The sequence below is a fragment of the Veillonella orientalis genome (assembly GCF_018406505.1).
Lineage (GTDB): Bacteria > Bacillota > Negativicutes > Veillonellales > Veillonellaceae > Veillonella > Veillonella nakazawae.
Genome location: NZ_AP022322.1, coordinates 1,883,870 through 1,898,175, shown reverse-complemented (window position 1 = coordinate 1,898,175; position 14,306 = coordinate 1,883,870). Strand labels below are relative to the sequence as shown.

Annotated in this window: 19 protein-coding genes, 1 tRNA gene and 2 pseudogenes; 21 read left to right on the top strand and 1 reads right to left on the bottom strand. The window is 34.4% G+C overall.

Annotated features, from left to right (window positions below; all coding sequences use genetic code 11):
* Window positions 1-252: 252 nt before the first annotated feature.
* From VEIS1202513_RS08775 to VEIS1202513_RS08680, 20 genes and pseudogenes are all read left to right on the top strand, one after another.
* The gene (locus VEIS1202513_RS08775; RefSeq protein WP_105085129.1) at window positions 253-1,206 is read left to right on the top strand and encodes a magnesium transporter CorA family protein; all 954 of its coding nucleotides are present in this window, start codon (window positions 253-255) and stop codon (window positions 1,204-1,206) included.
* A gap of 162 nt (window positions 1,207-1,368) precedes the next feature.
* Window positions 1,369-1,457: transfer RNA gene (locus VEIS1202513_RS08770), tRNA-Ser, on the top strand.
* Between the two features lie 70 nt (window positions 1,458-1,527).
* Window positions 1,528-1,710 (top strand): helix-turn-helix domain-containing protein, encoded by a 183-nt coding sequence (locus tag VEIS1202513_RS08765; RefSeq protein WP_233187859.1) that lies wholly within the window; start codon window positions 1,528-1,530, stop codon window positions 1,708-1,710.
* A 27-nt stretch (window positions 1,711-1,737) separates the two neighbouring features.
* The gene (locus tag VEIS1202513_RS08760; RefSeq protein WP_105085128.1) at window positions 1,738-2,169 is read left to right on the top strand and encodes a DUF4265 domain-containing protein; all 432 of its coding nucleotides are present in this window, start codon (window positions 1,738-1,740) and stop codon (window positions 2,167-2,169) included.
* 638 nt (window positions 2,170-2,807) lie between these two features.
* A complete protein-coding gene (locus VEIS1202513_RS08755; RefSeq protein ID WP_371732236.1) occupies window positions 2,808-3,209 on the top strand; it encodes an RHS repeat domain-containing protein in 402 nt (133 codons plus the stop codon).
* A 283-nt stretch (window positions 3,210-3,492) separates the two neighbouring features.
* On the top strand, window positions 3,493-3,879 hold the full coding sequence (locus VEIS1202513_RS08750; protein ID WP_244856253.1) for an ankyrin repeat domain-containing protein: 387 nt from the start codon (window positions 3,493-3,495) through the stop codon (window positions 3,877-3,879).
* Window positions 3,880-4,130: 251 nt separating this feature from the next.
* Window positions 4,131-4,583 carry a tetratricopeptide repeat protein gene (locus tag VEIS1202513_RS08745; RefSeq protein ID WP_213467327.1) on the top strand — a complete coding sequence of 151 codons (453 nt, stop codon included), beginning with the start codon at window positions 4,131-4,133 and terminating at the stop codon, window positions 4,581-4,583.
* Between the two features lie 81 nt (window positions 4,584-4,664).
* Window positions 4,665-4,751: a hypothetical protein gene (locus VEIS1202513_RS08740; protein WP_371732235.1), complete on the top strand. Its 87-nt coding sequence runs from the start codon at window positions 4,665-4,667 to the stop codon at window positions 4,749-4,751.
* Window positions 4,752-4,762: 11 nt separating this feature from the next.
* Complete coding sequence (locus VEIS1202513_RS08735; RefSeq protein WP_206602787.1) at window positions 4,763-5,227, top strand: hypothetical protein; 465 nt, start codon at window positions 4,763-4,765, stop codon at window positions 5,225-5,227.
* A 157-nt stretch (window positions 5,228-5,384) separates the two neighbouring features.
* On the top strand, window positions 5,385-5,699 hold the full coding sequence (locus VEIS1202513_RS08730; RefSeq protein WP_105093675.1) for an NTF2 fold immunity protein: 315 nt from the start codon (window positions 5,385-5,387) through the stop codon (window positions 5,697-5,699).
* 401 nt (window positions 5,700-6,100) lie between these two features.
* Window positions 6,101-6,529 carry an SMI1/KNR4 family protein gene (locus VEIS1202513_RS08725; protein ID WP_213467326.1) on the top strand — a complete coding sequence of 143 codons (429 nt, stop codon included), beginning with the start codon at window positions 6,101-6,103 and terminating at the stop codon, window positions 6,527-6,529.
* Window positions 6,530-6,653: 124 nt separating this feature from the next.
* Complete coding sequence (locus VEIS1202513_RS08720) at window positions 6,654-6,887, top strand: RHS repeat-associated core domain-containing protein (RefSeq protein WP_206602786.1); 234 nt, start codon at window positions 6,654-6,656, stop codon at window positions 6,885-6,887.
* 69 nt (window positions 6,888-6,956) lie between these two features.
* The gene (locus VEIS1202513_RS08715) at window positions 6,957-7,409 is read left to right on the top strand and encodes a hypothetical protein (RefSeq protein WP_105093672.1); all 453 of its coding nucleotides are present in this window, start codon (window positions 6,957-6,959) and stop codon (window positions 7,407-7,409) included.
* Window positions 7,410-7,589: 180 nt separating this feature from the next.
* Window positions 7,590-7,730 (top strand): annotated as a pseudogene (locus VEIS1202513_RS08710) (RHS repeat-associated core domain-containing protein); the annotation flags it as partial.
* Window positions 7,730-8,176: pseudogene (locus VEIS1202513_RS08705) on the top strand (TNT domain-containing protein); the annotation flags it as partial. The pseudogenes VEIS1202513_RS08710 and VEIS1202513_RS08705, both read left to right, overlap by 1 nt.
* Window positions 8,177-8,411: 235 nt before the next feature.
* A complete protein-coding gene (locus VEIS1202513_RS08700) occupies window positions 8,412-8,807 on the top strand; it encodes a pentapeptide repeat-containing protein (RefSeq protein ID WP_105093670.1) in 396 nt (131 codons plus the stop codon).
* A 218-nt stretch (window positions 8,808-9,025) separates the two neighbouring features.
* On the top strand, window positions 9,026-9,379 hold the full coding sequence (locus VEIS1202513_RS08695; protein WP_244856250.1) for a hypothetical protein: 354 nt from the start codon (window positions 9,026-9,028) through the stop codon (window positions 9,377-9,379).
* Window positions 9,380-10,083: 704 nt separating this feature from the next.
* Window positions 10,084-10,485, top strand: coding sequence for a hypothetical protein (locus VEIS1202513_RS08690; protein ID WP_206602788.1), 402 nt, complete (start codon window positions 10,084-10,086; stop codon window positions 10,483-10,485).
* 223 nt (window positions 10,486-10,708) lie between these two features.
* On the top strand, window positions 10,709-11,272 hold the full coding sequence (locus tag VEIS1202513_RS08685) for a DUF4303 domain-containing protein (RefSeq protein WP_105093668.1): 564 nt from the start codon (window positions 10,709-10,711) through the stop codon (window positions 11,270-11,272).
* 130 nt (window positions 11,273-11,402) lie between these two features.
* On the top strand, window positions 11,403-12,626 hold the full coding sequence (locus VEIS1202513_RS08680; protein WP_060924489.1) for an MFS transporter: 1,224 nt from the start codon (window positions 11,403-11,405) through the stop codon (window positions 12,624-12,626).
* Window positions 12,627-12,813: 187 nt separating this feature from the next.
* Here the strand turns inward: VEIS1202513_RS08680 and VEIS1202513_RS08675 are convergent, their stop codons facing one another.
* Window positions 12,814-13,611, bottom strand: a complete 798-nt coding sequence (locus VEIS1202513_RS08675) for a hypothetical protein (RefSeq protein WP_213467325.1) — start codon at window positions 13,609-13,611, stop codon at window positions 12,814-12,816.
* A 143-nt stretch (window positions 13,612-13,754) separates the two neighbouring features.
* Between VEIS1202513_RS08675 and VEIS1202513_RS08670 the strand changes: the two genes are divergently transcribed.
* On the top strand, window positions 13,755-14,306 hold the full coding sequence (locus VEIS1202513_RS08670; protein WP_213467324.1) for an SGNH/GDSL hydrolase family protein: 552 nt from the start codon (window positions 13,755-13,757) through the stop codon (window positions 14,304-14,306).

The window sequence follows — 14,306 nt, the reverse complement described above, 5'->3', positions numbered from 1 at the left end:
AATAACCTCTAGGTTAGTAATTGGCTAACTTAGAGGTTATTTTATTGTGTGAATTAAACATTTACGATACTTTTATTAGATGATGAATTGTAAAATATATCGTGACATACATTTGTACATCATAAATAGACATAAAACTGTATATGTATGTTCTAGATACACAAAACTTTCACAATTGAATTGAATAATAGCTATAAAATAGTATATAATTTATTAGATGATTACTATAAGTTCGTTGGAAGGAGGGATAGCATGATTACGGTGTATAAACACATAGAAGAAGAGTTAATTTCCGATAGCACTGTATCAGATGCCACAAAAGGTTCTTGGGTAAATTTGGTGAACCCAGACCCCGATGAGTTATCCCTTATCAATATTTTGACGGAAATCCCAACGGACGTTTTAAAGACTGCTCTCGATATGGAAGAACGTTCTCACGTGGAGTTAGAGGATAACTACATCTTTATCGTTATCAATATTCCGGTTATCCGCGGTAACGATATGTATGATACAGTACCGCTTGGTATTTTCTTGACGCCAGACTTCTTCATTACTATCTGCTTAGAAGAGTCTGAAGTGTTGTATCCATTTATTTCTAATCAGATTTCTACGTTCTATACATATAAAAAAACGCGGTTCTTATTCCAAATCTTGTATCGCACAGCAACTATGTTCTTGCGCTACTTGCAACAAATCAACCGTCGTACAGACGACATTGAAGTCCAATTGCGTCATACTACAAAGAATAAAGACTTCTTCCAATTGTTGGAATTACAGAAATCCATGACATACTTTACCTCTGCATTGCGCACGAATGGTACCGTTATGGAACGACTATTGCGCTTGCGTGGTCATAGTTCCTATAAACATCTTCTCAAGATGTACGAAGAGGATGAGGACTTACTAGAGGACGTTATTATCGAGAATAAACAGGCCATCGAGATGGTTGAAATGTACTCCAATATCTTGATGAACATGATGAACGCCTTCACATCCATTATTTCTAACAACCTTAACTTGGTTATGAAAATGTTGGCGACCCTTACTATTGCTATGGCGGTGCCAACAATCGTATTTAGCTTGTGGGGAACAAACGTGCCATTGCCATTCCAAGAGGATCCAGAGGGATTCTATGAGGTTATAGGTGTTGCATTAGTATTCTCTATTATTGCTATCATTGGTATGTGGAAAAAAGATTTATTCTAATTTATGATAATTAGTGAATACTTAATTTAATAGTAAATAGTTGAAATATTAATTTAATAACAAATACACATGAAAAAGCTGGCTTTGAGCCAGCTTTTTTACTTGCTTAACTATTACGTTATTGCTTATTATTGGGCCAATCTGATATAATAATACCGTTATGGAGAGGTGTCCGAGTGGTTTAAGGAGCTGGTCTTGAAAACCAGTGACTCCGCAAGGGGCCGTGGGTTCGAATCCCACCCTCTCCGCCACAATTTAGAAAGCCCTTTAGGTTATGATATGTACCCCCTTTACTGGACAACCAGTAAAGGGGGTATTTTAATGAGATATAGTTATGAATTTAAAAGAAAAGCAATTGAATTATTCTATCAAGGTTTAAGGGAAGTAGCTATTGTAGCGGGTATTAACTCTGGACAACTGTATCAATGGGTTCATAAATACAAAATTTGGGGATACAATGGTCTTATAAATAAACCTAAAGGTCGAATCAAGATCCTACAGTAGTTAGCAAGGTTATTTAAGGTAATTAAAATGAAAAAGCTTTTTTTTAATCTAGAAGTAATTGATGGTTATCCTCCAGTATCTATGGAAAGCATTTGGGCAGAAGTGACTGAAGAAGGCTATCTTAAAATAAATAATATTCCTTTTTATAGCAAAGAAATCTCTTTAGGTGATATTGTTAGTGTAATACAAAAGGAAGAAGATTATTTATTATATGATAAAACTATAATTCATAGTAAAAATAGTACATTGCGGATTGTTTTCTTTAATGAAAACCAGAAATTTAAAGATAAAATATTAACTAAACTAATAGAACTTGGATGTGAGTATGAAGCATTTAATGTAAATTTCTATGCAATAAACATACCAATTCAAGTAGATATAGAAGAAATATATCTTTTCTTAGATGAGTTTGTGGAAACTGACGATTTAGATTATGACACAGGGTATTTGGCACAATAATTTATGCAAGCTATATCTTGCATAATATCGTAATATCTAGAAAATTCTAGCATTGTTTACGTAATAGAAATTTTAAGACGATGTGAAGGCAGACATCTATTACAGGAGATCCAATATGAAAAAAAACTGATTATTTTTGGTTTAAAGAATGTCCTATATGTGATGGACAAGGAAGATTAATTATTAAAAAAAACATTAACTTTAATAAGTTATTTTTCTGTTGCGATGAATGTATGAGTTGCTGGGAAAATGAGGATGACTTAACTCAACAAAGAAAAAAATTTATGGAATATTCTATCAAGTCAAAGATAGTGAATGCTTCAGAGGCCGATATTAGTAATTTTCATTGGGAAAAATATAAACTACATAAGTGTTCTGATACATTCATCTGATTTTATTAACTGTAGCAAGCGTAAGTTGGGTCGAGACCCAACAAAATATTAAGGTCGTCTGAAATAACCTTCAGACGACCTTTCTTATGATTTTTATCAAAAAAATACTGACAAAGGTATGCCTGGGAAAATAGTCGGTTAGCTATCACAAATGAAAACAGTACGTGCTACCGCTTTGCCTACGACGTACTCGACCGCCTTAAAACCTACCACGGCACGACCTATTACTACGACTGCACCGGCAACCTGATCCACCGCGAACTGGCCGACGGCGAAAGTCGCCAACAAACCCACTACTTCCACTGCGACCAAATCGGCATCCCGAGAGAGATGATTGATAAGGACGGTAAGCTGGTTTGGCTCAGGGATTATTACGGTTGGGGAAAACTAAAGAGCGAAACCAAAGTAACAGATAGCGCATACGAGCCCTTCCGCCTGCAGAACCAATATGTCGACCGTAAGACGGGGCTGCATTACAACCTGATGCGTTATTACGAGCCAGAGGCCGGGCGGTTTGTGAATCAGGATCCTATTAAATATTTAGGAGGTACAAATTTTTATACTTATGCATTTAGTATCGTAAATTGGGTAGATTTTCTAGGATTAAATCCCTTTAGAGTGTTTTGCAAAGTTACAATAATTGTTTAACAAAGCAAATAAAAAAATAATAAATCTGATAAACGTGATCGAGAATATCAACTAGCGAAAAGGTTTTGTGATACTCCAGTATCACCTCAAGCGTCTATATGCGCAACTCTAAGTGCGCAAATTAATCATGCCAAAAGATGTATCGAGTTATAACTAATTGGGACAGAAAAATGTAACCCTGGAGACATACAATCAAAATAAATGGTTGTTAAAATAGGCTAGATGCTTTAAAAGAAAAAGCAAAATCTGAATATACTAAATAAATTCTTTATGAGGCTAAATTATGAATAATTCCTTGAAAAATCTTTTTTTTAAATATCGGGATTTCCCTAGTTTTTTGAATCATAGTCCTATAACCTCCGTACATGACTTAGGATCTATGGGAGAAACATTATTAAATTTAGCAGTTAATTCCCAATCTAAAAAAGATGTTATTCTATTAATAGAAAATGGAGCAAATGTCAATCAACAAGGTGAATTAAATTTCACTCCTATTCAAAATGCTTGTCTTCATGGAAATCTTGATATTATTGAAATTCTTTTAAAAAATGGAGCTAAAACAAATATAAAAAATGAGTTTGGATATGATGCAAAACATTATACATCTGAAGAATATCACGATAAAAAGAAATCTAAAGAAATTAGAAACCTAATGGGATATTACAAATAATAAGTTACATATTTAATAGAAACCTGATAAAACATTAAGGCCGTCTGAAAAACGAAGAAGTTTCAGACGGCTTCGAAGAGGAAACCGGATTTGTTTGGGACGGCAGTTACCTCTTGCAGAAAGTTCAGCCGGATGGTAGATATACCTATATCTACACCGATTCCTATAGCTATAACCCTTGGCACAGGTACACAACCGGACCAACATGGTAATAAATACTCTTTAAAGAATGCACATAAGAAGGAGAAATTATGTATTTAGATCAAGTAAATTATGAATTAAACAAAAAAATCAATGAGTTTGTATGTAACTCAAATGATGCTACTACGCCGGAGGAAAGTATTGATATTCTGAATCAAGCATGGGAACTTTTACCTAAACCAGCCACTCAGTTCGTTGAGCCTACTTCGGCAATCGCCTGTGGTGTTTCAGAAAATTATAAAAAATTAGGTGATTATCAAAAAGCCCTTGAGTGGATGTTAATTGCACTTGAGGCACGAAAAGATGAACCTGCAGCAGGTGTGTTTATATGGACAGGAATCGTTTATTACGAATTGGGTGATATGGAAAATGCCTATAAATATTTTGACCTAACTTATAATGAGCTACGTTACACACCTTTCTCTATGGAAGACAAAAAATATTGGCAATTTTATAAGCAGCGTAAAGAAGAACAAAATCCTAAGAAAAAAACCAAAAAGTAAGATTCGATATTTTCAGATGACCTATTTGGTACCGTACTTAACCGCCGCTACGCCTACGACCCGTTCGGCATACCGAGAGAGATGACTGACATCCACGGCAACCTCTTGTGGTTCGGCGAATACATCGCATGGAAAAATCACTATAAATGTAAAAGTTATCTAGCATAATGGAGATAAATATGCCCTTCTTGAAAATTCCTTATAGAGATTATCCTAAAAAAGGATTGTTCAAAAAACTTTATCGAGAAAACATCTATAAAATAGAGGAATTTAAAGATGAATTTAAGTATTACGAATATACCCCAATAGAGAAAATTATTATTGATGAACATAATTTAGTACCATTTATCTTTTTTTCACCAGAAGGAATAAATTATTTAATGCCTAAAATTATTGATAGCATCAGTAATAGTATTAGAAATGATGATATTCCAGTAAATATAGAAGAATTTATTATAAATATACCTACCGCAGAAAACATCACTCATGCTTTAAATCTCTTAAAAAAAGATGAGCTTATAATTCTTAAAAAGTATTTAGAAAAAATATTATTTGGGGGTCCATCAAATTTGATACAGCAAATAGGTGAACATTATTTATTCAGAAGTATTGAATATCTCGAAAAGTTAATAAGTAATTCCTAAATCTACTTATTATTTTGTTAATCGAATACATAAGCCAAGGTTTCTAGAAAAGTAGCCGTAGCCCGCATGAAACCTCCAATCCCGATATAGGGTGTGCGCAGTACTGCATTACCTACACAAGCACAATCGATTTTTAAATTTTGGTATTAAGGAAAGAATGATGAACAAAATCCGTCTCTTTACTATATTAGTATTTCTTTGTTTTACTTCAGCTTTTGCAAAAGATTTTTTAGACAAAAAGGAGAGCAATATGTTAGTCAGTTCAAAAAATATGGCGCTTGATCTTGCTGAAACATACATAAAAAACGTATATGGAAATACCGTTTCAATAAATCAAAAACCATATCGTATTATTGAAGAGAAAGATGTCTGGATCATTAATGGAGCCCCTCCAAAAGCACTAGGTGGTAATTTCCATATAGTTATTTCTAAAAAAGATGGGAGAGTAGAAGAAATAACCCATTCAAAATAGCAAGCCGTAGCCCGTACGAAACCTCCAATCCCGACGTAGAGCATTGTGGTACGCACGAAGGCGGTTTCGCCTGTCTAAACCACATCAGCGAAGACTACGAAAACTGCCAACAAACCCACTACTTCCACTTCCACTGAGACCAAATCGGCATCCCGCGCGATATGACCGATAAGGATGGCAATTTGTTGTAGTTCGGCAACTACACCGGCTGGGAAAATCACTATAAATGTAAAAGTTATCTAACATATTGGTAATCAAAAAGGTAAAGGTGTAGGAAATGACAGTGTCAGACATGATTTTTGAAATTGCCGTATAGAATATTGGAAATATAGAGCCAGAAAAGAGTTAAGACGTAGAGACCTAAAAGCAGGTAAGTCTTATTAGTTTAATAAGGAGTATTTATGTTAAACAAATTTGTTTTAGAGCAGTTAATTGCTTTCTTTCAAAAAAATCCAGTCGCTCAAGGAAAGCCAACAACTGATGATGAGGTCCTCAATGTAGAGAAATCACTTAATATCAAGTTAGATGACGATTTTAAAGAATTTACAATGAGATTTGGGGGGGGTGTCATTAGGGATGCTCAAATATATGGAATACATAATTCCGAATTTCTTGGGGAAGATACAATTATTGATTTAAATAAAGAATTTTCCGATTATCTTAAAGATGGTCAAAGTAATTTAATAATTGGCACCGATGGATGGGGAAATCCTATTTATATTTCCCCATCTAAAACGGTAATGATTTACAATCATGATACTGATGAATTGCTAACTTTAGCAGCTAATTTTTCAGATTATTTAGAGAAAATTCTTAAAAAACAAATTTAGTAAACTATTTAAACTCAAACTATTTCAGACGGTCTCGATACCTCTTTGAGGTAGTCTGAAAAGCAGTCAAGAAGTTTCAGGTAGCCTCGAAGAGGACACTGAATTCGTTTGCGGTGGCAACCTGTTGTGGTACGGCGAATATATCGCCTGGGGGCGTCTGAAAGAGAAAACCCAGCTAACGGATAGCGCATACCAGACCTTCCGCCTGCAAAACCAGTATTGCGATCGTGAAACGAGGTTGCACTACAACTTCTTCAGGTATTATGAGCCTGATGCGGGACGGTTTGTGAATCAGGATCCGATTGGGTTGGATGGCTGTGATAACCTTTATTGGTTTGCACCGAATGTATCTATTTGATTAGATCCTTAGGGTTTAAATTGTAATAGCCGAAAGAAAAATCCTAGGTTTAGGAAAAGGAGGAAAACCATGTATTTATCTGATATTAATCCTGAGTTAAATAGTGAAATTAATAATATTATATGTGAGTCGAGACAAGCTAAAACTCTTCAGGAAAGGATTAATGAGTTAATGAGGGCTTGGGATTTAATTCCAAAACCTGCTACTCAATTCGTAACCCCAACTAGTGGGCTATGTTCTGAAATTTCTGGCAGATTTAAAGAGTTAAAGGATTATTCTAAGGCACTTGAATGGATAAATATTGCATTAGAGGCGCGAAAAACAGTTCCTGATGGCAGTACATTTCTATGGGCAGGTATTATCTATTACGAACTAGGTGATATGGAAAATGCCTATAAATATTTTGACCTAACTTATAATGAGCTACGTTACATACCTTTCTCTATGGAAGACAAAAAATATTGGCAATTTTATAAGCAACGTAAAGAAGAAATAAATCCTAAGAAAAAAAATAAAAAGTAAGATTCGATATTTTCAGACGACCTTTTTTGTATCGTACTTAACCGCCGCTACGCCTACGACCCGTTCGGCATACTGAGAGAGATGACCGACATCCACGGCAATCTGTTATGGTGCGGCGAATATACCACATGAGGTCGTCTGAAAAAGGACGGGCGGGTTTAAAAGGATGCGCATCAGCCGTTCAGATTGCAAAACCAATACTTTGATAAAGAAACCGGGCTGCATTACAACCTGATGAGATATTACGAGCCTGAGGCCGGGCAGTTTGTGAATCAGGATCCGATTGGGCTTTCAGGTGGAGACAATCTGTATCTCCAGTAGGAATACCATACTCTATGAGAGTCTTACCTCCTGGTTCTAATCTAAAGCCTTATACCATATATAGGGTACTGAAATCAATTGATAATGTAGCTGCAAGTAAAATTATGTCGTTGTTCGGAGAGATTGGATTAGGGACACAGTATGAATTACCAAAATCTGTTAAATCATATAGAATCTGGGCATCTGGAAGAGGTGAAAATAGGAAAATGTTAAAAATTAATGAATTAAATTCATATCTTAAAAGTAAAGGAGTACCAGAAGATAGTTACTCAATCAATGAAGTAAATGATGAATCATTATGTATTGTTGAAGAAAATAAAAAATGGCATATATTCTATTCTGAAAGAGGATTGAGAACCGAAGAATATTGTTGCCAAGATGAACATTTGGCAATTCTATATTTTATAAATCGCTTATCAAAAATGTTAAAATTTTCATTTGAATGAAAAAAGCAAACTGTAGTCTGTATGAAACTTTTAATTATGGTATCCAAATTTCTCTCTTGTTGGTCATACCGCAAACTACGGCTACAACGCCCAATGGCTGCCCGAAACCATTACCGACGCCTACAATACGACAGTTACGAACACCTGCTAGTACCCCAGGAACTGCTCTATTATCTAAACCAAGAATACCTTTGAAAGATATACAACCAGACCCTATAGATTGGTGGTAATAAAAATGATATCAAATGACATTCAAGAATTACTTAAAAATATTACAAAGTCTCTAATTAAAATCGAAACAAAAGAGTTAGATGCTTTAATTTCTAGACAGTTAACCCATATAGATAATATTGATTTTCACAGATACGAAATATCCCATAGGAAAATTGAAAGTCTCAAATTTTCTTTCTGTTCATTTCGTGGTGCGTTCATAAGCTATAGTTCCTTTACTAATTGTAATTTTATTAATTGTTCTTTTATTACGGCAATAGTTTGTAATACAAAATTTACTAATTGTACATTTATTAATTGTGTATTCAGATCAATGCATATACAAGATCATTTAATATCTAACTGCTCTTTTCAAAACTGTCATATAGAAGATAATATATTTTCTACAAATAAAACATAATTTATGACAATGTTGAATAAGGCATTCGGGCCGCCTTTTAGGTGGAAAAATTCCCATGTCTTATTGAATTACAGAAAGAAACTTTTAAAAATGGCAAGAAAAAAACAGAAATGGCAGGTAGGCGATTATTTTGGCATTCCCATAGAAGATGATTTTTAGCTGTTGGACAGATTCTTGGAAGATATGATTGGATAGGTGTAGCCTGCTTAATTACCAAAATGAAAATTTCCTCAAAAAACCTTCCTTTATATGAAGATATAAAAATAGATAAAAACGATGTTATTGCTGCTATGTTTATTACTGAAGAATCGTTAGATAAAGGATTCTGGCCAATTATTCAACAAGGTATAGTAAATAAAAATATACTGAAACAATATTTTCCTAATATTGATTTAATTGAACAAGGAAATATTATTGGTATTAATACCGAAGGTTCAGCTATTATTGATGATTTTATTAAAGCTTATTTTAGTCTAGCACCTTGGGATGACTGGCATGACCCCGAATACCTTGATAAACTTCTTATTTCTCCCGACAAAAAACCTGAGAATCTCATCTATAAGAACAAATGATCTATTCCAACTCAAAGCTTATCCTGAAAGTAAAATGCTTCGTACTCTTTGAAAAGCCTTTTGAATGCCTCACGAATATATGAATAGCAATTGATGTTTGGTCTAGATATGATGTGCTAAATGGTATAGATAAATATATACAACGCATAACAGTTTGTTTTTTGTATCCTGATATAACTGATTTAAATAATAATGAAATAGATGATTTTCAAGAGCTATTTTTGAATTTATTACTTGATATTAAAGATGGTTTATGTAACCAAAATGGAACCTCATGACTAATATTGCTCAATTTAAAATGAAATCAGGAACAACTATTATTGAAGGTAAAGCTGCACCTCAAGGTTTGGGGTTGCCTGGTGGATAAACACAAAAATATATTAATGTCTTAGAAAGGTTAATAAGACAATGAATCAGGAGCAATTTATAAAAAAGATTAATATAGTTTTAGTCGAAATTGATAAAATGATTAATAATTGTGATGAATATAGTTATACAAATAAACAGCAGTTGGTTTCTATAAAAAATGAACTATATGACATGATTAATTATCTAAATTCAGAAAGTATTTTTCAACAAAAAAAGGGAAAGAATTTTTATTATCTCGGATAGTAATTGATTCTTGGCCATTTAATAATGAAGTTGGTAAACTCCTTGTAGAATTAGAAGAAGATTTCAATTCTTTGACAAGAGAAAATATAAAAATGTCTAAGTTAAAAATTTTGAATGAAACTCCTTTAGACTTTCAAGAAAAAAATTTTTTTGACGAATGGGAAGTCAGTTACCTTGATTTGATGGAAGTAAATCAAGGTTCTCCCTTAGTTGGAAGTCTATCCATTAACGGTCAAGTTATTATTAAAGAACAGGGGTTTGGAGGGCCTTTGTTGTATTTCAATAGAAAAATATATATTCCAGTTTTTATTAGACGATTTTGCGTTGTTGGATTTAGGCTTGCAACATTAAATTTAGATAATTTATCAATTGGGTATATTGGGGGGATCGAAGACTTGGTTTATCTGAAAGAGATAAAAGATAATAGAATTTATTTCTATACAGATATATATAAAAGCACAGAAAAGAATTTAACTTTATATGAACAAATATAACTTAAGGATATGCTATAAACATCATAACCAAAGGACTTCCATATTAATTAAATTTGAAGAATTTATTCAAAAGTATTGGATAAGTATAACAAAGCTCAAACAGATAGATACATGAGTAAGTAATTGACTAGAATTGGTGGTAAGGTTTTTGGAAAATACGGATCACCTAGTAAATGTGCATAGAAACTGATTGATAATAAAAACTTATAAAAGGAAAACTAAAATGAGTATTTTAAGTAATTATATAATTCAAGATTTAATCCAGAATGTATCTAAAGGAGTTACAGAGTCATTTAAATTTGTATTAGAAAGATATAATTCTAATGAAGTTTTTGCCTATACATTATTTATTGATGACTATTGTTCATATCTGGGGTGGGCTGCTAACACTATTTCTCACTACGAAATAGAAAAAGTAAACTACCCAAAAGAAGACCAGCCTTTTATTAAATGGTATTACCCTCAATTTGCAATAGGACTTGGAGAGGTTCCTGAGAAAATAGATAGTATATTCAATAATGAGATTCAAAATATTCTTAATGATGGAAATACATTAATATCTGAAGATAATTTTGAGCAATATCAGGCGGAAGTATATGATTCAATTATAGAAGGATTTAAAAAAGCGATAGAAAATATAGATAAGAAAAAAACAAATAATGTCATATTTTTTGTTTCTATTGTAGATAGTGATAATACTGAAATTATGGAAAATTATTCTGCTGAACAACTAAATTCATATGATAAATTCCTTACGTTCAAAAATAGATTTCAAAGCAAGCGGTAGCCCGTTCCTTGTATAATACTAGAGAGAACCCTTTATCGTTTTGGTAACGGGTTCTTTTTTAGTTTGAAAAACTCTTTCTATTTATAGTATGATAGCTTTATATGTTATTTTTCTGTAGAAAGGAGCTCGTATGAATCGACTTAGTTTCTCACGAACTCAGATTTTAATTCTTGTCAGCGTGTGGCTAACATTTTTGATTAGTTTTGTTATGCGCTTATCTTGGGCGTCCTTGATGCCTATTGTTAATGAAGCGTTGAGTTTTACTCCTCAAATGGGTACGGCCTATTTATCCGCCTTTTATATGGGCTATGCTATCATGGTTCTACCAGGTGGTATCTTAGCGGATCGCATTGGTTATCGTTACACCATTTTGGTAAGCTTACTTGCCATGGCAGTTATTACGGCATTGATGAGTACTATCGATAATTACACCTATGGATGGGTATTACGTTTCTTATTAGGTATTGTATCTGGTCCGGTACAAGCATCTTGTTTAAGTGCTATTGGGGATTACTTTGGGCCTAATCAACGTGGTGCGGCCGTGGGTATCTTCATGTCCTGTACATCCCTTGGATTGACTACTGTAAACCTTTATGCACCATATGTGGCAACTAATTATGGTTGGCAAAATGCATTTCTTTTAACAGCAGTATTACCAATCCTTGTTTTCATTCTTAGCTACTTTACGGTTCGTAAGCCAAGTGCTGAGATTTTAGCTCAACGAGAAGCAGAGGTGAGTGCTGCATCTGCTCATATAGGGGAAAAGACTTCTTTAAAGGAAAACTTGTTACATGTTTTGAAGAATCGCAATATTTGTTGTCTTGCCTTTGCAGGCTTCTTTGCTACCGGTGCTACCTGGGCGGTGGCGCAATGGTCAAACTTGTACATGGTTAAACAGCTCGGCGTTAATGCCATCTATGCAGGTCATGTAATGTCTGCCTTTGGTTTAGCCGCGCTTATTGCGAAACCGACTATCGGTATTTTGTCCGATATATTACCGATTAAGAAGAACCATTTGGTGGCGCTTGTTATGTTCTTATTTGCACCAGCATTGATCCTCTTTGCGAGCACCACAAATCCAGATATGCTCTTTATAACAGGTCCAATTCTTGGTATTGGTGCTTTCATGCATAGTGCTTTAACAAATGCTCTCGTAATTCAATCCGCAGCACCTCATTTACGCGGTACAACTGCAGGCTTTGTAAACTTGTTTAATCAGATTGGCGTTATGTTGGCACCTATGATTTTAGGTAGCATGTTAACAGCTACAGGCAGTTATCAATCTGCATTGATGACCCTTGCCATTGCACCAGTTATCGGTGCTATTGCATTGTTCTTTGTACGTCTTAAATAATGTGAAAGCATCATACAATAGGTTCCTCTGATTGTATGGAAACAAACAAAATATGAAACAAAAGAGACTGAATTAGATCTCCTAATGAACTGCACCCCAAAAATTGGACACAATTTTTGGAGGTGCAATTCAAAATAGGGGACAGTTCAGTCTCTTTTTATACGTTACGAGTAACTATATTTTTTGATTATGGTTTTTGCGGTGCATGATAATCAGGTTGAGGCCTCCAATCACTCATAGGTGTATTTGGATCGGGCATGTCCTGATTTTGAATGTCGAGAATCCAATCACTAGGTCGAGGCCCTTGAGGCGGTGGTGGTGGAACGGGTCCATATATACCTAATTTAGAAGGAAATAACCGTGGTTGATTAGATGTATAAGGAGATTCTAATTGGTTTAGCGGTTTATAGATACCTTCTGGTGGCTGAACTCCAAATAATGGCCTACCTTCTGTTGGAGCCGGTGTACTTAATGGTTTATATGGACGAGGTGGTACGTATGGGTTCTTAGATGTATAGGTAATACGCTCTAATTCCAATGCATTATGTAAAATAAATTGACCTATTTCAGCTACAGGAGAACCCTTTGTAGCGACGTGGGTACCTGTAGATAGAACAGAACGTTGATTGTTAGCAGTTCCTATAGGTGCGCCATTTACTTGGTAGAATTTCGCCGGTGCTACATGCCAATCCATGAGGTAAATATCTTTAGATGTGTTACCACGATGGTATGTATAATTAGTTGAATAATCAGCAATAATATTCTGCTTTTTATAGAGACTAATTGTACGAGCGTGAAGCGTACTATATGTAGGACCTGACTGCGCTAGACTAAGTGTACTTAAGTCGATATACACAGTCTCCGAAGGGCTATTATAAGCAACTTGGTATTGAGTAGGCTTGTTCTCTAATTCATATTGTGAAATCGCACTAGCTGATTGTAATGTTGCTAATGCTAGTATTAAAAAGGGATATAGTTTTCTCATCTTTGACCTCTCTTATGTGGAATTAGTATACCATAGTCAAACATGTAATTCTATAAAAAATGCATATAAAAATCCATAGTATGTATATTGTATATAATTGTCATTTTGTTATATGATTAATGCATAGTACAGGAGGTCTAGATATGGAAATTATCTGTTTTGGCGATAGCATCACCCGCGGTTATGATGTGCCTTATGGCCAAGGTTGGGTTGAAATTTGTGATGCATCTATAGAGGGTGTACATTTTACAAATTATGGTGAAGACGGCTGCTCCGTTCAGGGCATGATTTATAACATTGAAAAATGGCTACCTACAGCTGTAGCTGATTCAACGCGTCATATCTTCTTAATGTGTGGTACTAATGATATTTTGCAAGGTCGAGATAGCACATATGTGTTCAAGACCTTGGTGAAAGCTATTGAACTAGCGAGCACAAAGGGGAAGGTTATTATTGGTTTAGAAACACAAATCGATAGTGATATGGATGGACTCGACATTGTGGTGCGAGAGGTCAATGAACAACTGAAAGCCTATGCTAGAGAGCATGATTTGAAGGTTATAGACTTTTATACAACATTATACGAAGCGGATCAAATCGGCCAAATTGTCTTTGCTGGTGAAGTACATCCTAATGCACGAGGCTATCGTTTGATGGCTTATAAAGCGTTAGAAGTATTTACAAGATTATCGTAA